The sequence below is a fragment of the Streptomyces purpureus genome (genome assembly GCF_014648195.1).
GTDB classification, from domain to species: Bacteria; Actinomycetota; Actinomycetes; order Streptomycetales; family Streptomycetaceae; genus Streptomyces; species Streptomyces purpureus.
In genome coordinates this window covers 2,549-17,861 of record NZ_BMQQ01000014.1, presented here as the reverse complement: position 1 = coordinate 17,861, position 15,313 = coordinate 2,549, and the positions used below count along the sequence as shown (strand labels likewise).

At 74.1% G+C, this 15,313-nt stretch carries 15 protein-coding genes; 3 read left to right on the top strand and 12 right to left on the bottom strand.

Annotation, left to right across the window (positions count from 1 at the left end; translation table 11 throughout):
* Nucleotides 1-37: 37 nt before the first annotated feature.
* From IEZ01_RS18775 to recN, 3 genes are all read right to left on the bottom strand, one after another.
* Nucleotides 38-1,123 carry a glycosyltransferase family 4 protein gene (locus tag IEZ01_RS18775; RefSeq protein ID WP_189202687.1) on the bottom strand — a complete coding sequence of 362 codons (1,086 nt, stop codon included), beginning with the start codon at nucleotides 1,121-1,123 and terminating at the stop codon, nucleotides 38-40.
* Between the two features lie 90 nt (nucleotides 1,124-1,213).
* Entirely contained in the window at nucleotides 1,214-1,966 is a 753-nt protein-coding gene (locus IEZ01_RS18770; RefSeq protein WP_189202685.1) for a hypothetical protein, read from the bottom strand.
* Between the two features lie 68 nt (nucleotides 1,967-2,034).
* On the bottom strand, nucleotides 2,035-3,753 hold the full coding sequence (gene recN / locus IEZ01_RS18765; RefSeq protein ID WP_019885178.1) for a DNA repair protein RecN: 1,719 nt from the start codon (nucleotides 3,751-3,753) through the stop codon (nucleotides 2,035-2,037).
* Nucleotides 3,754-3,937: 184 nt separating this feature from the next.
* On the opposite strand from recN, the gene IEZ01_RS18760 reads away from it, so the two are divergent.
* Nucleotides 3,938-5,260, top strand: coding sequence for an FtsX-like permease family protein (locus IEZ01_RS18760; RefSeq protein WP_229833057.1), 1,323 nt, complete (start codon nucleotides 3,938-3,940; stop codon nucleotides 5,258-5,260).
* A 15-nt stretch (nucleotides 5,261-5,275) separates the two neighbouring features.
* Here the strand turns inward: IEZ01_RS18760 and IEZ01_RS18755 are convergent, their stop codons facing one another.
* From IEZ01_RS18755 to IEZ01_RS18745, 3 genes are read right to left on the bottom strand one after another with little or no spacing between them, the layout of a single operon-like run.
* On the bottom strand, nucleotides 5,276-6,181 hold the full coding sequence (locus tag IEZ01_RS18755; protein ID WP_028797370.1) for an NAD kinase: 906 nt from the start codon (nucleotides 6,179-6,181) through the stop codon (nucleotides 5,276-5,278).
* Nucleotides 6,178-6,993, bottom strand: a complete 816-nt coding sequence (locus tag IEZ01_RS18750) for a TlyA family RNA methyltransferase (RefSeq protein WP_189202683.1) — start codon at nucleotides 6,991-6,993, stop codon at nucleotides 6,178-6,180. Before IEZ01_RS18750 ends, IEZ01_RS18755 begins: the two co-directional genes overlap by 4 nt.
* Before the next feature lie 7 nt (nucleotides 6,994-7,000).
* A complete protein-coding gene (locus IEZ01_RS18745) occupies nucleotides 7,001-7,336 on the bottom strand; it encodes a hypothetical protein (RefSeq protein ID WP_189202681.1) in 336 nt (111 codons plus the stop codon).
* Nucleotides 7,337-7,378: 42 nt separating this feature from the next.
* Here IEZ01_RS18745 and IEZ01_RS18740 point away from each other — a divergent pair, with 42 nt between their 5' ends.
* Complete coding sequence (locus tag IEZ01_RS18740; RefSeq protein WP_019885183.1) at nucleotides 7,379-7,726, top strand: SCP2 sterol-binding domain-containing protein; 348 nt, start codon at nucleotides 7,379-7,381, stop codon at nucleotides 7,724-7,726.
* 415 nt (nucleotides 7,727-8,141) lie between these two features.
* Here the strand turns inward: IEZ01_RS18740 and IEZ01_RS18735 are convergent, their stop codons facing one another.
* The 4 genes from IEZ01_RS18735 to IEZ01_RS18720 all read right to left on the bottom strand — a co-directional run bounded on the left by IEZ01_RS18735 (nucleotide 8,142) and on the right by IEZ01_RS18720 (nucleotide 12,281).
* The gene (locus tag IEZ01_RS18735) at nucleotides 8,142-8,975 is read right to left on the bottom strand and encodes an ABC transporter ATP-binding protein (protein WP_189202679.1); all 834 of its coding nucleotides are present in this window, start codon (nucleotides 8,973-8,975) and stop codon (nucleotides 8,142-8,144) included.
* A 50-nt stretch (nucleotides 8,976-9,025) separates the two neighbouring features.
* The gene (locus IEZ01_RS18730; RefSeq protein WP_189202808.1) at nucleotides 9,026-10,054 is read right to left on the bottom strand and encodes a FecCD family ABC transporter permease; all 1,029 of its coding nucleotides are present in this window, start codon (nucleotides 10,052-10,054) and stop codon (nucleotides 9,026-9,028) included.
* 65 nt (nucleotides 10,055-10,119) lie between these two features.
* Entirely contained in the window at nucleotides 10,120-11,172 is a 1,053-nt protein-coding gene (locus tag IEZ01_RS18725) for a FecCD family ABC transporter permease (RefSeq protein WP_373287634.1), read from the bottom strand.
* Nucleotides 11,173-11,231: 59 nt separating this feature from the next.
* Nucleotides 11,232-12,281 (bottom strand): HAD hydrolase-like protein, encoded by a 1,050-nt coding sequence (locus tag IEZ01_RS18720; RefSeq protein WP_189202805.1) that lies wholly within the window; start codon nucleotides 12,279-12,281, stop codon nucleotides 11,232-11,234.
* A 72-nt stretch (nucleotides 12,282-12,353) separates the two neighbouring features.
* On the opposite strand from IEZ01_RS18720, the gene IEZ01_RS18715 reads away from it, so the two are divergent.
* Complete coding sequence (locus IEZ01_RS18715; RefSeq protein ID WP_189202677.1) at nucleotides 12,354-13,634, top strand: DUF1015 domain-containing protein; 1,281 nt, start codon at nucleotides 12,354-12,356, stop codon at nucleotides 13,632-13,634.
* Between the two features lie 67 nt (nucleotides 13,635-13,701).
* Here the strand turns inward: IEZ01_RS18715 and IEZ01_RS34530 are convergent, their stop codons facing one another.
* Nucleotides 13,702-14,478 (bottom strand): tetratricopeptide repeat protein, encoded by a 777-nt coding sequence (locus IEZ01_RS34530; RefSeq protein WP_194523916.1) that lies wholly within the window; start codon nucleotides 14,476-14,478, stop codon nucleotides 13,702-13,704.
* Nucleotides 14,415-15,313: hypothetical protein (locus tag IEZ01_RS34525; protein WP_267907274.1), on the bottom strand; the 899-nt coding region annotated here is incomplete at its 5' end. The genes IEZ01_RS34525 and IEZ01_RS34530, both read right to left, overlap by 64 nt.

The following is a 15,313-nucleotide window of genomic DNA, read 5'->3' as shown; positions in this document are numbered from 1 at the left end:
AAGGGGCGGGGTGGGGGAGACAACCCGCCCCCACCCCCTACGCGCCCGCCAGCTCGTCGTACACGCTCAGTACCTGCGCGATCGTCTCGTCCTCCGTCGGCCACGTCGCCGCCTGTGCCCGGCCCGCCGTGGCGAGTGCTTCGCGGCGGGGGCGGTCCGACAGGAGGGACGTGACCGCCGCGGCGAGGGCGGGGGCGTCGCCGTAGGGGACGAGTTCCGCCGCGTCGCCGACGAGTTCGGGGACGCCGCCCACCGCCGTCGCCACCAGCGGGACGCCGAGGCGCAGGGCCTCCTGGGCGAGCAGGGAGCGGGCCTCCCAGCGGCTGGGGAGGACCGCGAGGTCCGCCGAGGCGAGCAGCTCGGTGACGTCGTCGCGGCGGCCGATCAGCCGCACCGGCAGCCGCTCCTCCTCGATCCGCCGCTGCAGGGCGCCCCGCTCCCGCCCCTCCCCCGCGATCGCCAGCAGCGGCTGCGGGTCGAGGTCCCGCCATTCCCGCGCCGCGTCGAGGAGCGTCCCGTACCCCCGGTGCGGCTCCAGGCTGCCGACCGCCATCAGCAACGGCCGCCCCACCGCGCCCAGTTCGGCCCGCGCCTTGGCCTCGTCCCCGCCGGTCTCGGCCGATGGCACCCGCCCGGGCGGGATCGTGATCGGCGCGAGGCGGGCGTCGCGCGCACCCCGCCGGCGCGCCCGGTCGACGAGTTCGGAGGAGGTCCCGAGGACCACCGCCGCCGCCCGTACCGTCCTGCGTTCCAGCAGCCGCAGCAGCCCTCCGCGCGCCCCGTCGGCGTGGCTGCGCGTGTGCCATGTGACGACGAACGGGGTCGACCCGCCGCCGAGCGCGAGACCGGTGCGTACGGCGGCGTGCAGGCCGTGCGCGTGCACGATGTCCGCGCCGGCGCACGCCACCCGCAAGGCCCCCACCGCCGCGGGGTCGTTGCGCCGCGGCACGGGGACGAAATGGGCCCCGGCGCCGAGGAAGTCGTAGACACGGTCGAGTTCGGGCGGAGCGCACACGGTCACCCGCACCCCCCTCGCCACCAGCCCCGCGGCGAGTGATCTGACGTGTGCGCTGCTGCCCGCGCTGCCGCCGCCCAGCACTTGGACCGTACGCAGCTGTGTCACGCGCCCAAGGATGCCAGTCCGTACGCACGTTCCGGCACCGATGCGCCGTCCTTCCCGTGTCGCCGCTGGCAACTCCCATCCGCGTATCACTCACATGGGTGAGCGCGCGACCCCCGTGCCGCTCCGCTCGCCGTACACCGCCGCGGCGACGAGGCCCGCCGCGTGGGCGGCGAGACCGAGACGTCCGTTCCCGGCGGCGACGGCGGCGCCGAGGGCCGCGCCGAGCGCGTGGGCGCCGGTGTCGCCGAGCATGGTGCGCTCGCCGAGGTCGTCGACGAGGACGGCGGCCGCGGCGCCCATGGGTGCGGCGACGGCGGAGCCTCGGAGCAGCCCGGGGGCGCCGAGGGCGAGGACGGTCAGCGCCGCCCGGCCGGGGCGTACGTCCACGAGGTTGACGAGGTGCGCGGTACCGGCGACGACGACGCCGGCGAGGAGCTTGTCCAGGGTCCGTTCCTTGAGCAGGGCTCCGGCGACGAGCCCGGCGGCGCCGATGCCGGCGAGTTTGACGGTCCCGCTGGTGATCTCGCCGTCGCGCAGGGCCGTCAGGTGGGCCCGGAAGCCGCGCCGCTCGTCGCCGTTCAGGTCATCGTGGCGCCCGCACGCCCCGGCGACCAGGATCGCCAGCGTGGCGGGGACGGCGCCGGCCGCGAGGGCGCTGCCCGCGACGACGGCGGATCCGGCGTACAGGTCGACGGTCCGTCCGGCGTAGTTCCGCCGGTGCCATGGCCCGACGCCGCACGAGCTGTCCTGGCGGCGCCGCAGCCCCGCGTACATCGCGCGCGCGACCCCCGCGGCGACGGCGAACGTACCGATCCTGCCGGCCCTGCTCAGCGATCCGATCATATGAAGCACCCTATGAGGGCGCCTTGGAGCAGTCGCAGGCGCGCCCGCCGAGCCGCACGCCCTGCCGGCTACGCGTCCGCCCGCGCCGTCGCCAGCAGTTCCTCCGCGTGCGCCCGCGCCGTCTCCGAGTCCTCCTGACCGGCCAGCATCCGGGACAGCTCGCGCACCCGGTCCTCGCCCTCCAGGACCGTGACCCCGGACCGCGTCACGGACCCGTCGTTGGTCTTCTCGACCAGCAACTGCCGGTCCGCGAAGGCAGCCACCTGCGGAAGGTGGGTGACGACGACCACCTGCGCGGACTTGGCGAGCTTGGCCAGACGGCGGCCGATCTCCACCGCCGCCTTGCCGCCGACACCCGCGTCGACCTCGTCGAAGAGATACGTCGGCACCGGGTCCGTACCGGCGAAGACGACCTCCACGGCCAGCATCACGCGGGACAGCTCACCGCCGGAGGCGCCCTTGGCGATCGGCCGCGGCGGGGCGCCCGGGTGCGGGGCGAGGAGGAGTTCGACCTCGTCGGCGCCGGTGGGGCCGTAGGCGACCGTACGGCCGCCGACCTCGACGCCTTCCGGATCCTCCAGCTGGCGGATGTCGAAGGACACGCGCGCGTGGGGCATGGCGAGCGAGGCGAGCTCGGCGGTGACGGCGTCGGCGAACCGCGCCGCCGCCTCCGTACGGGCGTCGGTCAACGCCTGGGCGAGCCCGGACAGTTCCGTCCGCAGCGTGTCCCGCTCGGCGGTCAGCTCGCCGATCCGGTCGTCGTCGCCGTCCAGTTCGGTGAGCCGGGTGGCGCTCTCCTCGGCCCAGGCGAGGACGGCGCCGATGTTCTCGCCGTACTTACGGGTCAGGGCGGTGAGCGCGGCGCGGCGCTCCTCGACGGCGGCGAGCCGCCGCGGGTCGGCGTCCAGGTTGTCGGCGTACCCGGCCAGCTCCCCGGCCACGTCCGCCAGCAGGATGGCGATCTCGCCCATCCGGTCGGCGAGCGCGGCGAGCGCCGGGTCGTGGGCGCGTACGGCTTCCAGGGCCCGGCCCGCGCCGCCGACGAGGGTCGTCGCGTCGACGGCCTCCGGGTCCTCGGGGTTGCCGGCGAGGGCGCCGTGGGCCAGTGCCGCGGCGGAGGCCAGGGCCTCGGCGTGGCCGAGCCGTTCGGCCTCGGCGGCCAGCTCCACGTCCTCGCCCGGCAGCGGCTCCACGGCCTCGATCTCGGCGAGCCCGAAGCGCAGCAGATCCGCCTCCTGCGCCCGCTCCCGCGCGCGCGTGGTCAGTTCGTCGAGTTCGGCGGTGACGGCCCGCAGACGGCGGTACGCCTCGCCGTACGCGGCCAGCGGGCGGGCGACGGCGTCTCCCGCGTACCGGTCCAGCGCCCCACGCTGCCGCGCCGGCTTGAGAAGGCCCTGCTGGTCGGTCTGGCCATGGACGGCGACGAGCTCGTCGGCCAGCTCGGCGAGCAGGCCCACGGGCACCGCGCGCCCGCCCAGGTGCGCCCGGGAGCGTCCCTCGGCCGAGATCGTGCGGCTGACGAGCAGCGCGCCCTCGTCGAGTTCGGCGCCGGCCTCCTCGGCCCGCGCCGCCACGGAGGCGCCCTCGGGCAGGCTGATGCGGCCCTCGACCACGGCGGCGCCCGCGCCGATCCGCACCAGGGCGGGGTCGGCGCGCCCGCCGAGCAGCAGCCCCAGGCTGGTCACGACCATGGTCTTGCCCGCACCGGTCTCACCGGTCACCGCGGTGAAACCGGGTGACAGCTCGACGACCGCGTCGTCGATGACTCCGAGCGACCGTATCCGCATCTCCTCCAACACGGAGAAGACCTTACGAGGTCGGGGGGCGTGCGTGCGACGGCCCCCGCCCCGCGCCGACGAAGACGCAGGTCGTGGCGGGCTCTCGTCACCCGCCGGGGTGGGGATTTCCCCCCTGCGGTCCGGGTGCCCGCCGCATGTCGCCGGGGCCCCGCCTTCCCGGACCATGATCAACATGACGACCACACGCCTGGCGCTCGCCGCACTGCGCGCCCACCGACCCGCCTTCGCCGGAACGGCGGTGGCCGCCCTCTTCGCCTCGGCGGTGATGAGCGCGTCGACCACGATGCTGTGGGCGACCAGCGGGGTCCGCACGGAGGGCGTGGGCGACATGGCGCTCGTCCTGCTCATCGGATCCATCTACATGTCGATTTTCGTGGTCGTCTCGACGATGGGGACGGCCGTCACGCAGCAGCACCGCGAACTGGCGCTGGTACGGGCCGTGGGCGCCCGCAGCGGTCAGGTCCGCCGCGCGGTCGCCGCGCAGGCGCTCGCGGCGTCGGTCCCGGCGGCGCTGCTGGGCTGCGCGGGCGGCTGCGCCCTGGCGCGGGTGTGGTTCGACGGGATGGTGGAGCACGGGCTGATCCCGGCCGGGACGGCCTTCTCCCTGACCTGGCTCGCCGTGCCCCTGTCCGTGGGGGTGACGGCGGTGACGTCGACGCTCGCGGCCGTCCTGTCCGTGCTGCGCTTCTCGCTGCTGCGCCCGGCGCGCGCCCTGGAGGAGGCGGCGACCGGGCGGCGGACGCTCGGCCTGGTCCGCACCCCGCTGGGCCTGGCGGCCGTGGCGGGCGGTGTGGCGCTGTCGGTGCTGCTGTCCCGCGGACCGGCCGACAAGGCGGGTCAGGGAGCCTTCCTGGTCCTGATCCTCTTCTGCGTGGGGACGGGCCTGCTCGGCCCCCGGATCATCGGCCCGGCGGCCTGGCTGGTGTCCGCGCTCGTGGGCCGCTTCGGCAGCAGCGCGCGGCTGGCGATGCTCAACATCCGTACGCAGCCGAGGCGTTTCGCAGCCGCGGTGGTGCCTCTGGTGCTGGTGGTCGGCTTCGGCCTCACCAAGATCGGGGTCCGTACGACGGCGGAGCACCGCACCGGATCGGCCGGGGCCCGCGGCGAGGTGTGGCTGGACTACTTCGGCACGGGGCTGTACGCCGGCTTCGCGGCGATCGCCGCCGCCAACACTCTGGCCATGATCTCCTTCGAGCGCCGCCGCGATGTGGCGCTGCTGCGGGTCGTGGGGAGCCGGCGCCGACAGGTGCGGGCCATGGCGGCCTGGGAGGCTGCCATGGTGGCGCTGACGTCTCTGCTGCTGGGCACGGCGATCGCGCTGGCCACCCTCGCCCCGCTGCTCGACGCGGCCTTCGGCTCGCCGCTGCCGTACCTGCCGTGGCCGGTCGCCGCCTCGATCGCCGCAGGGACCCTGCTGCTGACCCTGCTCGCCACCGGCCTGCCGGTCCGCTCGGTGCTGCGGAGCCGGGCCGTCCACGTGCTGCAGGCGGCCTAGGACGGCCGTCGGCCGCTAGTGCGGCGCGCCCCGCCAGCCCGAGACGGGCAGCGCGAACTTGGCGACCAGACGGTCCGTGAAGGAGGCGTGGTGGAGCCGGGCCAGCCGGACCGGGACCACACCGCGGCGCACCTCCACGCGCGCGCCGGCGGGCAGTTCGACCGTACGGCGGCCGTCGCACCACAGCACGCCGTTCGGCGTGTGCGGCTCGACCTCGACCGCGAGGACCGAGTCGGGGGTGGTCACCAGCGGCTTGGCGAACAGCGCGTGCGCCCCGATCGGCACCATCAGCAGCGCCTCCACCTCGGGCCAGATCACCGGCCCGCCCGCCGAGAAGGCGTATGCCGTCGAGCCGGTCGGCGTCGCGCAGATCACGCCGTCGCAGCCGAAGCCGGTCACCGGCCGCCCGTCGATCGCGACCACGACCTCCATCATCCGCTCCGGCGACACCTTCTGGACGGCCGCCTCGTTCAGCGCCCAGTCGCTGTGGAGCAGATCGCCGTTCTGGTAGACGCCGACATCGAGGGTCATCCGCTCCTCGACCTCGTACGCGCGCGTGACGACCCGGTCGACGACCTTGTCCAGGTCGTCGCGCTCGGCCTCGGCGAGGAAGCCGACCCGCCCGAGGTTGACGCCGAGCATCGGCACCCCCGAGGCGCGGGCGAACTCCGCGCCGCGCAGCAGCGTCCCGTCGCCGCCGAGCACGATGAGCAGCTCGCAGCCCTCGAGGACGTCCGAGCAGGCCTCCGGGACGGTCTCGACCTCCGGCGGCAGCGGCGGCAGATCGGCCGCCTCCGCCGCCAGGACGCGTACGCCCAGGCCGCTGCGGAGCAGCCCCTGCACGACGAGTTCGGCGCTGCGGACGGCGGCCGGCCGACCGGTGTGCAGGAGCAGGAAGACAGTACGAGGTGTTGAACTCAACGAGGTCCCTCCGCCACGGCGCGGTCCACATCCGCCGGATCGAGCGCGGGCGCCCCGGCCCGCAGCCACAGAAAGTACTCGACGTTGCCGGAGGGGCCGGGCAGCGGGCTGGCGGTAACACCCAGCACCCCGAGCCCGAGCTCGGCCGCCTGCCGCGCCACGTTCCGTACCGCGTCCGCGCGCAGCTCGGTACTGCGCACGACACCACCGCTGCCGAGCCGCTCCTTGCCCACCTCGAACTGCGGCTTGACCATCAGCACCAGGTCGGCGTCGGGCGCCGTGCAGCGGACCAGCGCGGGCAGCACGAGTCCGAGCGGGATGAACGACAGATCTCCGACGACCAGGTCGACGGGCTGGTCGTCGATGAGTTCGAGGGTCAACTCACGGACGTTCGTGCGGTCCTTGACGGTGACCCGCTCGTCGCTCTGGAGCGACCAGGCGAGCTGGCCGTAGCCGACGTCCACGGCGACGACGTGGGCGGCTCCGGCGCGCAGCAGCACATCGGTGAACCCGCCGGTGGACGCGCCCGCGTCCAGCGCGCGCCGGCCCTCGACCCTGAGTCCCTGGGGAACGAAGGCGGCGAAGGCCCCGGCCAGCTTGTGGCCGCCGCGCGAGACGTACTCGGGGTCGCTGTCGTCCTGGGTGACGACGATCGCCGCGGCGGTCTCCACCTGCGTGGCGGGCTTCGTCGCGAGGGTCTTGCCGACGGTGACCCGTCCCGCGGCGATCAGCTGGCTCGCGTGCTCGCGCGAGCGGGCGAGCTTACGACGGACCAGCTCGGCGTCGAGGCGGCGGCGTGCCACTCCTGCCACGTTCGGTTCAGCTCCTGTTGTCGTTGGACGGCCTGTACAGCGACGGCCGGTGGGGCGGTGCGGGCTCGGGGCGGGCGTCCAGCGCGGTCAGCGCGTCACGCAAGCCCTGGTGTACATCCTCGTACACGTCCAGGTGTCCGTCGGCCGGGAGGTGGTCCGCATCGGCGAGACGCTCCAGGCCGGCGTCGACGACGGGGTGCCCGGTGGGGGTGCGGACCACGCCGAGGGGCGCCGGGGCGGCTGGGTCGTACGCCTCCGCGGGGTCGTACTCCTCCACGGTCTCGGCCTCGGTCTCGGTCTGGCCGTCGCCGGGGGCGTGCGTCGGTTCGGGCGCTTCGCTCATGCCCAGACGCTACCGCGAAGCCCTGGGGTACGGTCGGTCACGATGGCAACGACGGAGGAGTGCCGCAGCGCACTCGACACGCTCTCTGACAACCTGGCGGGGGCGGACGGCGACGTCCGCGGCGCCGTGGCGCTCGACCGTACGGTCAGCTGCCACATCACCGACCTCGACATCACCTTCGTGGGACGGCTGCGGGCCGGCCGGATCGAGGTCGATGACACCCTGCCCGGGCCGCCGCCCGGCCAGGCCCAGATCCGGCTCGCGATGAAGGGCGACGACCTCGTCGCGATGGTGAACGGCGACCTGAACTTCGCCAAGGCCTGGGCCTCGGGCCGGATCCGCCTGGAGGCGAGCTTCGGCGACCTGCTGCGGCTGCGGAAGCTGCTGTAGGGGTGTTGGCCCTGGCCCGGCGGCATGCCGGGCAGGCCGCTGCGGCGGGGGGACGGGGCCCGGCCGTCGTGAACGGCCGCGTGCGGTACGTACGGGCCGACGCCAGGCCACCGCCACTGCGGGCCCCTGCGGCGTACACCGGCACGGCAGCCGCGTGCGGCCCCGGCGTCCGTGCCACGGCCCTCCACAGACCGCGCCCGGCCTGGCGTGAGACGGCCGGCGGTACGTACGGGGAGGACGCCCAGGCCACCGCCCCCCGCGGGGACCCGCTGACAACCGGGTCCGGCGCTGAGGGCACTCACGTGGCGGACCGGCCGTGCGGCGGCCTGCGCAGACCGTGCCGAGCCCGTCGTGAAGCGACCGCGTGCGGTACGTACCGGAACGGCGCCGCGCCCCCACCGCCCCCGTCAGTCGCTCAGCTCGCCGGCATCCGCGCGGCGCCCGCCTTCGCGCGGGCCTCGCGGGCCGCCGGGACCACCAGGGGCGTGGCCGTCTCCGGGTCGGCGATGACCTGGCAGCGAAGGCCGAAGACCCGCTCGACCAGTTCCGCGGTGACGACCTCGGACGGCGGGCCCTCGGCGACGATCTCGCCGTCCCGGACCGCGATCAGGTGCGTTGCGTACCGCGCGGCGTGGTTGAGGTCGTGGAGCACGGCGACCAGGGTCCGGCCCTGGGTCTCGTGCAGCTCGGCGCAGAGGTCGAGGACGTCGATCTGGTGCTGGATGTCGAGGAAGGTCGTCGGCTCGTCGAGCAGCAGCAGCGGTGTCTGCTGCGCGAGGGCCATCGCGATCCAGACTCGCTGGCGCTGGCCGCCGGAGAGCTCGTCGACGTACCGCTCCCCCAGCTCGCCGACCCCGGTCGCCGCCATCGACTCCTGCACGATCCGCTCGTCCTCGGGCGACCACTGCCGCAGCAGGCCCTGGTGCGGGTAGCGGCCGCGCGCGACGAGGTCGGCGACGGTGATGCCGTCGGGTGCGATGGACGACTGCGGGAGCAGCCCGAGGGTCTTGGCGACCTTCTTCGCGGGCATGGTGTGGATGGCCTGGCCGTCGAGGAGGACCTGGCCCTGGGTCGGCTTGAGCATCCGGGACAGCGCGCGCAGCAGGGTCGACTTGCCGCAGGCGTTCGGGCCGACGATCACCGTGAAGGAGTTGTCGGGGATCTCCACCGACAGGTCGCGGGCGATGACCCGCTGGTCGTAGGAGAGGGTGACCGATTCCGCGCTGAGGCGCTGACGCCGGCTCTGCATGGACGTACTCCTGGACTTCTTCTCGGAAATGGGGGTCGACGGCGTCGAGGTCATATCCGGCCTGCCTTGCGTTCGGTGACCAGCAGCCAGAGCAGGTAGACACCGCCGACGACTCCGGTGACGACGCCGACCGGCAGCTCCCGTTCGCCGAAGGCGTTGCTCGCGGTCCAGTCGGCGACGAGCAGCAGGGCGGCGCCCATCAGGGCGGACGCGCCGAGGCCGGGGCCGGGCGAGCGGGTGAGGCGACGGGCCAGCTGGGGGGCGCTGAGCGCGACGAAGGTGATGGGTCCGGCGGCCGCCGCGGCGACGGAGACCAGGACGACGGCGGAGGCCATGAGGACGATCCGGGTCCGCTCGACCCGTACGCCGAGCGCGTACGCCGCGTCGTCGCCCATCTCCAGCATCCGCAGCGGCCGGCCGAGGGCCAGCACCAGCGGGATCAGGACGGCGCACACGTTGAGCAGCGGCCGGAACTCGGCCCAGTCGCGGCCGTCGAGCGAACCGGTCATCCAGACCACGGCGCGGGTGGCGTCCTCCAGCTTCGCCATGGTGAGCAGGTAGTGGATGACGGCCGTGAGGATGGCGGCGACGCCGATGCCGATGAGGACGAGCCGGAAGCCGTGCACCCCGCGCTTCCAGGCCAGCAGGTAGATGGCGGCGCCGGTGACCAGGCCGCCGACGGCCGCGCCGCCCGCGACGTCGGCGGCGCTGCCCTGGAAGAGCACGATCACGGTCAGCGCGCCGACGGTGGCGCCCTGCCCGAAGCCGATGACGTCCGGGCTGCCCAGCGGGTTGCGGGAGACGGACTGGAAGACGGCGCCGCTGATGCCGAGCGCGGCGCCGACGAGGATGGCGACGAGGACCCGCGGCATCCGCAGGTGCTGGACGACGAACTCCTGGGCGGCGGTGCCGTTGCCGAGCAGGGTGGCGACGACGTCGGCGGGCGCGATGGGGAAGTCTCCGCTGCCGATGAGGACGACGGAGACGGCGAGGATCACGGCGAGCAGCAGCAGCGCGGAGAGCGCCGCCCGGGGCTCGATCCGCAGCGAGAGCCCGCCGGCGGTGCGGACGGCCTTCACCGTACGGGTGGAGGGCGCCGGCCGCCGCGCGGGCGCCTCCGGCGCGGGGGACGGCTGGGTCGCGGTCACAGCTGGGCCATCCTCTTGCGGCGTACGAGGTGGATGAAGACGGGCCCGCCGACGAGGGCGGTGACGATGCCGACCTGGAGCTCGGAGGGCCGGGTGACGACCCGGCCGAGCACGTCCGAGCCGAGCAGCAGGACGGGCGAGAGGACGGCGGCGTACGGCAGGATCCACCGCATGTCGGGCCCGGTGATGGCACGTACGAGGTACGGCACCATCAGGCCGATGAAGACGATCGGTCCGCAGGCGGCGGTCGCCGCACCGCAGAGAAGGGTCACGGCCAGCATGGCGAGGACCCGGGTGCGGTTGAGGTCGGCGCCGAGCGCGCGGGCGGTGTCCTCGCCCAGCTCCATCGCGTTGAGGGGGCGGCAGATCAGCAGGGCGAGGACGACTCCGGCCACGATGAACGGCGTGACGTTGCGGACCGTCTCCATGTTCGCGGTGGCGAGCGAGCCGACGGTCCAGAACCGGATCCGGTCCAGCGCGGCCGCGTCGAGGAGCTGGACGGCGTTGACGTAGCCGTAGAGCGCGGCGGTGGCGGCGGTGCCGGCGAGGGCGAGCCGTACGGGCGTGGCGCCGCGGCTCCCTCCGAGCACGTACACGGCAACGGAGACGACGGCCGCGCCGAGGAAGGCGAACCACACGTACCCGGTGATCGAGGTGACCCCGAAGAAGCTGATCGCGGTGACGACGGCGGCGGACGCGCCCGCGTTCACGCCCAACAGGCCGGGTTCGGCGAGCGGGTTGCGGGTGAGGGCCTGCATGACTGCGCCGGAGAGACCGAGGGCGATGCCGACCAGGAGCCCGAGCAGGGTCCGCGGCACCCGCAGATCCCTGATGATCACGTCGTTGCCGGTGCCGTCGTTCTGGAACAGTCCGTGCCACACCTCACCGAGCGGCACCTCTTTCGCGCCGACCATGATGCTCAGCACACAGATCAGCAGCAGGACACCGACGGCGGCGAACAGCCCGAGCGCGCGTATGGAGTTGCGCCGGGACGGCTGAGCAGCGGCTATCGGTTCCGCGCTCGTTTGAGGGGGACTCTCGACCAACACCCAGTTAGGTTAGCCTACCCAACTAAGCGACCGGCCGAGAGCTCCGCCTCAAGATCACCTCACCACCCGAGCCGGGCCAGCGCCTTTCCGGAGTCGAGGCCGCACGAGCCGTCCCCGGCGTGGGTCCAGGCGGCCGCGCACAGCGCCCGCAACCCGTCCAGCGGCGTCCCGTCCCCGTCGAGCGCGAGCGCGTCGCCGCGCACCACCGCCGTCCAGCCCCCGCAGCCGAAGCCGCCCTCGGCCCCGGCCGCCTCCGTGACCTCCGGCTGCCCGGTCAGCAACCCCCGCAGATCGGCGTCGACATACGTCGGCCGGTGCCGCGGCACGGCGGCGAGCAGCTGCGCCGCGTCGGTCACCCCGGTCAGGACGAGCAGCGAGTCCACACCCCCGTTGAACGCCCCCTCGATGTCCGTGTCCAGCCGGTCGCCGACCACCAGCGGCCGCTCGGCACCGGTCCGCAGGATCGTTTCGCGGTGCATCGGCGGCAGCGGCTTGCCCGCCACCTGCGGATCGGCGCCCGTCGCGATCCGTACGACCTCCACGGCCGCACCGTTGCCCGGTCCGATCCCCCGGGGGCCGGGAATCGTCAGGTCGGTGTTGGACGCGAACCACGGCACCCCGCGCGCGACGGCGTAGCACGCCTCCGCGAACCTGCCCCAGGGCAGCTCCGGCCCGCCGTACCCCTGCACCACCGCCGCCGGATCGTCGTCCGCCGACTCCACCGGCTCCAGACCACGCTCGCGCAGCGCGACCCGCAGCCCCTCGCCGCCGATCACCAGCACCCGCGCCCCGGCCGGCACCTGCTCGGCGATCAGCCGCGCCACCGCCTGCGCCGACGTGATCACGTCCCCGGCCTCGGCCGGCACACCCAGCTCGGTCAGATGCCGGGCCACCGCGTCCGGCGTCCGCAGCGCGTTGTTGGTGACGTACGCGAGATGCATCCCGCCGTCCCGGGCCGCCGTGAGCGACTCCACCGCGTACCCGATCGCCTCCCCGCCCGCGTACACCACACCGTCGAGATCGAGCAGCGCCGTGTCGTACGCCTCATGAAGCGCGGTCGCACTCCCCCGCGGCCTTCCGTCCGGACGATTCCTGCCCTGCTGCCCCATAGATCCCTGCTCCTCGCTGGTTGCCACTGCCCCGATCATCGCTCATCGTCGTCACCCACTTACGATGACGGGATGAACAACGGTCCCGCGGCCAACGACGGTCTGCAGCTGGTCCCGTTCCGCGGACTCCGCTATGTCCCCGAACGGGTCGGCAGCCTGGCCGCGGTGACTTCCCCGCCGTACGACGTCGTCGTCCGGCCCGACGGCCTCGACCACCTCGAGTCGGCCGACCCGTACAACATCGTCCGCCTCATCCTGCCGCAGGCCGACACCGCCGCCGAACGCCACCGCCAGGCCGCGAAGACCCTGGACCGCTGGCTCTCCGACGGCGTCCTCGCCCCCGACCCCGAGCCCGCGCTCTACGTGTACGAGCAGCGCAGCGGCGAGCTCCTCCAGCGCGGCATCATCGGCGCGCTGAAGCTCTCCACCGCCGAGGAGGGCGTGATCCTGCCGCACGAGGACGTCATGCCGCACGTCGTCGAGGACCGCGCCGCGCTGATGAGGACGACCGCCGCCAATCTGGAGCCGCTGCTCCTGACGTACCGCGGCGACGGCGACCCCAACGGCGCGACCGCCGTCATCGAACGCGCCATCCAGCACCCCCCGCTGCTCTCCACGACCACCGAGGACGGCTTCCACCACCAGCTGTGGTCGGTCACGGACCCGGACGACCTCGCCGCGATCACCCGTGACCTGACGCACCACCAGGCCCTCATCGCCGACGGCCACCACCGCTGCGCCGCCTACCTGCGCCTGCGCGAGGAACACCCCGGCGCCTCCGGCCCGTGGGACTACGGCCTGGTCCTGCTCATCGACACCGCCCGCTACCCGCTGCGGGTACGCGCCATCCACCGCCTCCTCAACCGCCTCCCGGTCGCCGACGCGCTCGCCGCCCTGGAGGGCAGTTTCCGCGTACGGCCGGTCGACGGCCCGCTGCCGCACGCCCTGGAGGTCCTCGCGACCGCCGCGGCCGACGGCAACGCCTTCCTGCTCGCCGGGGACGGCGCCTTCCACCTGGTCGACCGCCCGGACCAGGACCTGCTGGCCCGTACGATCCGCACGGACCGCCCGCAGGCCTGGCGGACCCTGGACGCGACGGTGCTGCACTCGACGATGCTCGACCACCTGTGGCGCATCCCGGACGCCCCGGAGGACATCGCCTACCTCCACGACACGGAGGCGGCGATCGCCCTCGCGGAACGCCGGGGCGGCACGGCGGTGCTCATGCATCCGGTACGCGAGGAAGTCGTCCGCGACCTCGCCCGCCAGGGCGTCACGATGCCTCGCAAGTCCACGTCGTTCGGCCCGAAGCCGGCGACCGGCCTGGTGCTGCGCAGCCTGAACCTGGACTGAGCGGACCGGCGCATACGGGAAAGGGCGGCGCCCCCGAGGGGGTGCCGCCCTTTCCTGCGCCGATGGCTCAGGCCTTGTCGCCGTCCTCGTCGTCCTCGGAGTCGTCGGACTCCTCCGAGTCGGACGGCTCCTGGATGAAGCCGGCGTCGGCGTCCGTGTCGCTCTCGTCGGCCGCGTCGACGAACTCGATGCCGTCCATCTCGGCGAGCCGGTCGGAGGCGTTGGTCGTGCCGTCCTTGTCGGCCTCGACCGCCTTGGCGAACCACTCGCGGGCCTCGTCCTCGCGGCCGGCCGCGAGGAGGGCGTCGGCGTACGCGTACCGCAGGCGCGCGGTCCACGGCTGGACGGAGCTGGACGCCAGCTCGGGGCTCTGCAGGGTGACGATGGCGGCGTCGAGCTGCCCCATGTCCCGGCGGGCGCCGGCGGCGACGAGCCGCATCTCGACCTGTCCGGCCTTGTCCAGCTTCTGCACCTCGGGCTCACCGGCCATGGCGAGGGCCCGCTCGGGACGGCCCATGCCGCGCTCGCAGTCGGCCATGACGGGCCAGAACTCCACGCTGCCGGTCATCCGCTTGGCGGCCCGGAACTCGGCGAGGGCCTCGGAGTACTTCTGGTTCGCGTACGCGGCGAAGCCGGCGGCCTCACGCACGGCGGCGACACGGGAGGCGAGCCGCAGGGCGACGCGGGAGTACCCGTACGCCTTCTCCGGCTCCTCGTCGATGAGCTGAGCGACCATCACGAGGTTACGGGCCACGTCCTCGGCGAGGGTCTTCGGCAGGCTCATGAGCTCCTGGCGCACGTCCTGGTCGATCTCGTCACCGGTGACGTCCTGCGGGATCGGCAGCCGCTTGATCGGCTCGCGGTCGCGGTCGCGGTCCCGGTCGTCCCGGCGACCGTACCCACGGTCCCGGTCGTCGCGGCGGGGGCCGCGGTCGTCGCGGCGGTCATCACGGCGACCGTACCCACGGTCGCGGTCGTCCCGACGGGGGCCGCGGTCGTCACGCCGGTCATCACGGCGGTCGTCACGGCGGAACGAGGGTCGGTCGTCACGGCGGTCGTCACGACGGAAGCCACCGCCACGGTTGTCGTCGCGACGGGGGCCGCGGTCGTCGCGGGGGCGCTCGTCACGACGGTCGTCACGACGGAAGGCCGGCCGGTCGTCGCGGCGGCCATAGCCACCACGGCCTCGGTCGTCGTCACGACGGAAGGACGGACGCTCGTCACGCCGGTCATCACGCGGCCGATCGTCACGCCGGTCGTCCCGACGGAACGTAGGACGGTCGTCGCGACGGTCGTCACGCCGGAAGCCACCGCCCCGGTTGTCATCACGGCGGAAGGACGGACGCTCGTCACGCCGGTCATCACGCGGCCGATCGTCACGGCGGAACGAGGGCCGGTCGTCACGGCGGTCGTCACGACGGAAACCGCCGCCACGGTTGTCGTCACGGCGGGGGCCGCGGTCGTCGCGGGGGCGCTCGTCACGACGGTCGTCACGCCGGAAGGCCGGCCGGTCGTCGCGGCGGCCATAGCCACCACGGCCTCGGTCGTCGTCACGACGGAAGGACGGACGCTCGTCACGCCGGTCATCACGCGGCCGATCGTCACGCCGGAACGAAGGACGGTCACCACCGCGGTTGTCATCGCGGCGGAAGCCGCCGCCACCACCACGGTTGTCGTCA

Coding starts and splice junctions, on each gene's coding strand:
- IEZ01_RS18740 (WP_019885183.1), top strand. CDS start 7,379: ATGGCAACGACGGAGGAGTGCCGCAGCGCACTCGACACGCTCTCTGAC.
- recN (WP_019885178.1), bottom strand. CDS start 3,753: ATGCGGATACGGTCGCTCGGAGTCATCGACGACGCGGTCGTCGAGCTG.
- IEZ01_RS18720 (WP_189202805.1), bottom strand. CDS start 12,281: ATGGGGCAGCAGGGCAGGAATCGTCCGGACGGAAGGCCGCGGGGGAGT.
- IEZ01_RS18735 (WP_189202679.1), bottom strand. CDS start 8,975: ATGCAGAGCCGGCGTCAGCGCCTCAGCGCGGAATCGGTCACCCTCTCC.
- IEZ01_RS18760 (WP_229833057.1), top strand. CDS start 3,938: ATGACGACCACACGCCTGGCGCTCGCCGCACTGCGCGCCCACCGACCC.
- IEZ01_RS18770 (WP_189202685.1), bottom strand. CDS start 1,966: ATGATCGGATCGCTGAGCAGGGCCGGCAGGATCGGTACGTTCGCCGTC.
- IEZ01_RS18715 (WP_189202677.1), top strand. CDS start 12,354: ATGAACAACGGTCCCGCGGCCAACGACGGTCTGCAGCTGGTCCCGTTC.
- IEZ01_RS18745 (WP_189202681.1), bottom strand. CDS start 7,336: ATGAGCGAAGCGCCCGAACCGACGCACGCCCCCGGCGACGGCCAGACC.